This window comes from Chroococcidiopsis cubana SAG 39.79 (assembly GCF_003991895.1).
GTDB classification, from domain to species: Bacteria; Cyanobacteriota; Cyanobacteriia; order Cyanobacteriales; family Chroococcidiopsidaceae; genus Chroococcidiopsis; species Chroococcidiopsis thermalis.
In genome coordinates this window covers 1-5,041 of the sequence record NZ_RSCK01000194.1, presented here as the reverse complement: position 1 = coordinate 5,041, position 5,041 = coordinate 1, and the positions used below count along the sequence as shown (strand labels likewise).

At 42.8% G+C, this 5,041-nt stretch carries 3 protein-coding genes and 1 pseudogene; 2 read left to right on the top strand and 2 right to left on the bottom strand.

The window, feature by feature from the left end:
- Positions 1 to 69 precede the first annotated feature (69 nt).
- Positions 70 to 204: a tyrosine-type recombinase/integrase gene (locus DSM107010_RS43460; RefSeq protein ID WP_199756031.1), complete on the top strand. Its 135-nt coding sequence runs from the start codon at positions 70 to 72 to the stop codon at positions 202 to 204.
- Positions 205 to 274: 70 nt separating this feature from the next.
- On the opposite strand, the pseudogene DSM107010_RS43455 reads toward DSM107010_RS43460, so the two are convergent.
- A pseudogene (locus DSM107010_RS43455) lies at positions 275 to 1,047 on the bottom strand (IS1 family transposase).
- 403 nt (positions 1,048 to 1,450) lie between these two features.
- Here DSM107010_RS43455 and DSM107010_RS36750 point away from each other — a divergent pair.
- Positions 1,451 to 2,140, top strand: coding sequence for a hypothetical protein (locus tag DSM107010_RS36750; RefSeq protein WP_106169918.1), 690 nt, complete (start codon positions 1,451 to 1,453; stop codon positions 2,138 to 2,140).
- A 1,563-nt stretch (positions 2,141 to 3,703) separates the two neighbouring features.
- On the opposite strand, the gene DSM107010_RS36745 is transcribed toward DSM107010_RS36750, so the two are convergent.
- On the bottom strand, positions 3,704 to 4,579 hold the full coding sequence (locus DSM107010_RS36745; RefSeq protein ID WP_106169912.1) for a response regulator: 876 nt from the start codon (positions 4,577 to 4,579) through the stop codon (positions 3,704 to 3,706).
- Positions 4,580 to 5,041: the final 462 nt, after the last annotated feature.

Here is a 5,041-nt window from a genome sequence, read left to right as displayed (position 1 = left end):
TAGGGGGCTGCCATACTAATTCCCAATTGCTCTGCTATCCCTACTATAACGTCCTAATTTAACTTCGTAGTGCTATACTATTTGGCGAATCGAGGTACCGATACTCGCACAATTCAGAGCTACCTAGGTCATAACAATATCCAACACACAGTCCGTTACACCGAACTTGCATCTGCCAGGTTTCAAGGTCTTTGGAATGATTAGTGTTTAAAACCACTGATTGCCGCCGATCTCCCCCGAAAAAAATCGCTCTCCTAGATCGGTTGTTTTGCTGTTAAACTGACAAACTAAACTCGTAACGGTTGATGAATAACCCAATGACCCCTTCGTGCATTTCCTCCGTCTTAGAAAAGCAAATAGTCTTGCGAGCTAATCGCTTAATTCTTGTTCTTAATCTTAGATGCTTTCGTTCAATTCTTTGAGTTTTGCGCTTACCTATTTCGTGGCACTCTGCTGATAAATGTTGTTCGTATGCCCCCCAACCATCTGTACAGTATCTCTTGATGCCAAATGGCTCTAGTAGCTTTTTAAGTTGGAGAAAGACTCGATCTTTTCGACGACCAAATACATAAGCTAATACTTGCCCGGTACTTCGGTCAATTGCATGCCACAGCCATCTAGGGTTGCTCTTTTTACCCACATAGCTCCACATCTCCAAAACGCTCTGACTCTTCGACTTCAGCTTCTTCAGGCTCTTCAACTCGGATAATTTCTACCTCCACACTCTCAGGTTTTAGCCTCTGGAGCAGTTTCTGATTCACTTGTTTGAGGAGAGCGAGTTTTTTTTAATTCTTGAATCACGGTTGTAGGACTGATATGCAACACGCGGGCAATATCTCGCACTCCACTCCCATTGAGCGTCATCTCCACGATCTGCTGCTTGACTTCTCGTGTCCTTCCTGGATAAGTCTGAGTTAAGACGAAAGTGCGGTAGGGACAATCAGTGTTTTGGTAGTAATAACGTTGTTTGCCTACTGGCAACTTTCCGTATTTAGTCACCTCTGTGCTGTGACAATGAGGGCATTCAATTGCTACCAAAATAGTCATAAGACTTAACCAAGTTTTTTATTCATTATACTCGATCAACCGATCTACAACATTACCAACCAGGGATAACGCCTAGTACCACTTTTAGTTGGTAAATAGCTGGTTTGGAAGAATCAAACATTAAGCCGTCTTCACCCCAGCGTCTGTTCCTATCTCCTCCAAAAAAATCGCTCTTCGATAGAAACAAGCAAGTCAGCTCGCTAAAATCAATCGAGACAATCGCCTTAAGTACAGTGTTAAAAGTGTCCTATTGTGGGAATATGCTTCATACAGTTTTAGCTATTTATTAGATGAGTGAGTCAAAGATTTATTGGTTCAGCCAAACGTGAAATATCCGCAAACTTTGACTCGAAAAAACTGCGAATTGTTGAATAGGCAAAATTACTAGTAGTGAGGAGTGGCAATGAATACAACTTTTTCCCAGCGGCTTTTTGTCTTGTTGGGTTTTAGCATACTTGCAGTAATGGGAGGTGGGTTTTCGGCTCAAGCACAAACTGTCAAAACAAGTTCTTCCCAAACGTTAGCTAAACCTACTCTCGATCGTACCCAATCGGTACCACAGCCTGGAACAGCCTCAACTTCATCTGCGACTTTGACACAGGAGGAGCCTTCCCAGCAAGGCTTAGTTATGCCAAATGCACAATCAGATGCTTTGGTAGCTCAATCGAGTGTTGAAGATGTGGCACCAGGTCGAGCTACGATTGGCGGTCTGAGCTATATCGGTGCTGGTGGTAGCTTCGGTACGAATAATGCCTTTGCTATTGTCAGTAAAATTGGGTTGACAAATGACTTATCTGCACGTCCGGCAGCAACAATTGAAGACGATGAAGTTTACTTTAGAATTCCTCTGACTTACGAATTCTTGCCCATTCCATCAGGAGCGAATTTTACAGGATTTACTTCTCTTTCGCCATATATAGGTGGGGGTGTCACGCTCAACACTGACGCTGAAGTTAGCGCTCTAGCAACTGCTGGGGTTGATTTTCCTTTAGGTCGGCGATTCACCGGAACAGTTAATGTCAATGTTGATTTCCTTGAAGATACTCAGGTAGCTGCTGTAGTTGGCTTTGGTTACAACTTCGCCGGCTTCTAAGTCTATTTGTCGAACAAGTCGCTCTCGCCAAGGCTGTTATTTATCTCGGCAATCCTAGCATTGTGCTTTGTAGAGCTTTTTACGTGACTACTCACTATCCTCGATGGGAAAGTGAGTAGTCAGCGATGATGAGAAACTGTTAAGTAGATACAGGTAAGGATATCCTTTACGTTGAAGACCTGTATTGCGCCGAATTCAGGCTTTGTGATTCTCATTTACAAATACTTTCTGAAAGTTGAAGATTTCTATTAACTGCCAAAAACCTGCTAACTTTCGAGCTGGCTGTTGTCTTGGCAATTTTGCACAAACTTCTTGTGGTGACCAGAAGTGGTCGTTAAAGTCGTAGTACCCCATAATACTTCTTTCCTAACTTAATTGACTTTTTTACTTGAAAAGAACCAGAAGCTAGTGAATAGCCTTTCCAACAGAATGCCTCAATTCATAGGAGCTTGTCTTCTCACAATTGGAGTAGCTACAGGGATAGAATCATCCGGCATAGTGCTTAAGTCGTATTAATTTCCTACCGTCAATAGGAAGAATTTTAGGGGTTCTGTTATTAGAAGAGCTGGGAATAAAAGGCGTAGCCATTAATATTCACAACTACGCCAAGATTCTCTATCTCCATTTAATCAAATAGAGATAGAGTAGCGCACTGTAAAGTCTTGGGATGCACCCATTCGGATTGCCGTCAGGGCAATTAAGTATTTGAACCAGCGTTCCGAGGGAAAGGGCAATTATTTGAATCTTCAGAAGCTAGAAAGCGAGATCGTTTATTCGGGCGTTCGAGCAAAACTGGCAACCCCAGCAAAAATCTGCATCTGCTCAAATCAATCTGCCTTAGCTACAACAGAAGGCAGATCTAAAGCAACTGAAGCGCGCTACGCCTATGATTGGCACGAGTCTAGTCATACACTTCGGATGCCAGGGAGAGTTAGTCGTAGTGCCATCAACAGGTGGAACACCAGGGCGAAAGAATAGTAAGCTGACAGCCCAATTAAAAAATTGAAGCAGTTCAAATAGTCTTGGGTAGAGCTGGCTCTCCACTCATTGTTGGGAGGATTTGTTTAATTCAGAGTAGCGATGGCGGTACTCGGGGGTAAATGAGCAATCGTACAGATAGTTACGCTAAGGCTGAAACCTCTACCAAGCAAGCATTCTATCCAACAATATTTTTTGTAATTCTCTTTGTACCAATTAACCTATAGATTATTTGGTGCAACAATTTAATACGGCACAGCAAGGGTTTGAAGCTCCTAAATTTCCGAAACTTGGCGTTGTCGTAGCAATCGTACAAAAACTGACGCGCTTGAGAAACTTTGCCTAAAAGAGAACCTGGCTAGCAGCTTTTGAGTAAGCTAAAACCCTGACTCTTTCGTTAAAAGATTATTGGGCTTTACCTAAATGGTTACAAACTAGGCAAAGTTGTCATTTGTATTTCTTATCAATTGACCCTGAAAAATCGGTCGCTTTTACAAAACTTTACAAGGCTGCACCTTGTGACACGAACCTTCTATTTTCGCCGTCATAGTTAAATAATGTCACCATTTAGGATGACGGGTAGTTTTAGAATTCTCCAATCCGTCCAGCCAGAAGTGCAACAGCCAGCCCCAGAACAAGCAGTTCGATGGGTTTAGCTAATTGCAAATCAAACCCTGCTTGCAGAGCTGTGGTGCGTTCCTCCTCATCAGCATAAGCAGTCAGAGCGAGCGCCGGAATCTCGCCGCCCGATAAAGCGGAACGTCGTCTGAGCTGGCGGATTAAACTGTAACCATCTTGCAGTGGCATTCTAATATCGCTGACTAAGATATCCGGTTGAAACTGTTCGAGTTGTACTAAAGCTGCTTGTACCGAGCAGAGCGCAAGAACCTCTGCACCAAAAGAAAGCAGCATTATTTCCTCTGTGTATCTGCTATCAGCATCGTCATCAACCAACAATACCTTTAAACCTTGGAGCATCTGTTGGTTGGTTAACCAGGATTGTTCTTCGTTGTAGGTTTTTGCTTTGAAGCGATTGATTTGACGACTGTAAAGAGCGCTCCTCAAGCTTTTGGCAAAATATTCCCAACTAATTGGTTTTGGAATGATGTCATAAGCTTCTTGTCCTAATACAGCAATAGCTCGCCGATACTCTTCAATTTTACAAACGACAACAAGTGGAATCGGCGGCTGTGTAGCTCTTAGCGTTGCCAGCAATTGTTCCCCGTCGGTTGTCAGTAGTCTAAACTCAACGACGATCGCATCATACTCGGTAGCACTAATTTGACCAATAGCAGCCCCAGATGAGATGTAGCTAGTAATGCCTAGTGTTGGAAGCCGGATGTGGAGCGTTTGGGACAGTGAATCTAAAAACGTCACATCATCACTGACAATTAGAACATTGATTTCAGCACTTAGGTGAGGGCTAGAATTTGCATCCCAAGGAGGCGGTGAGTTTGTCACTGATCTTGACCTGTTTCAGGCTCTAAAGAAACTGCTGCCAGAGAGAAGCAGGAATTGCTTTAGAGGCTTCCACTTTTAGTTAAAACCTAAAGAAGGGAGCAATACATCCTCTGCTAGAATGTTGACGAGTTTTTGGATTTGTGAGCGAGCAGAAGTTCTATACAATGCCCTAACGATTCATCGCCTATCTAACCATCCCAGAAGTCTTGACAAAGATTCGTGCTTCACAATATATACTCCTTCAATCGAGTTATCTACAGTCCCAATATCAAGCTCCCAGGGCTATTTCATTCTCTAAGTTTAGAATAGCCTTGCACTTAGTCGATGAAAACTTACCAAGTGCTTTGCTCTTGAAATTGAAAGTGTCTTTGGCATCAGCATTTGGGTAGTGATATGGAAGTAGTGATGAGGTATAATCCTTGCCCTACAACGATTTCAGGCAATATTTGTAACATATAAAAA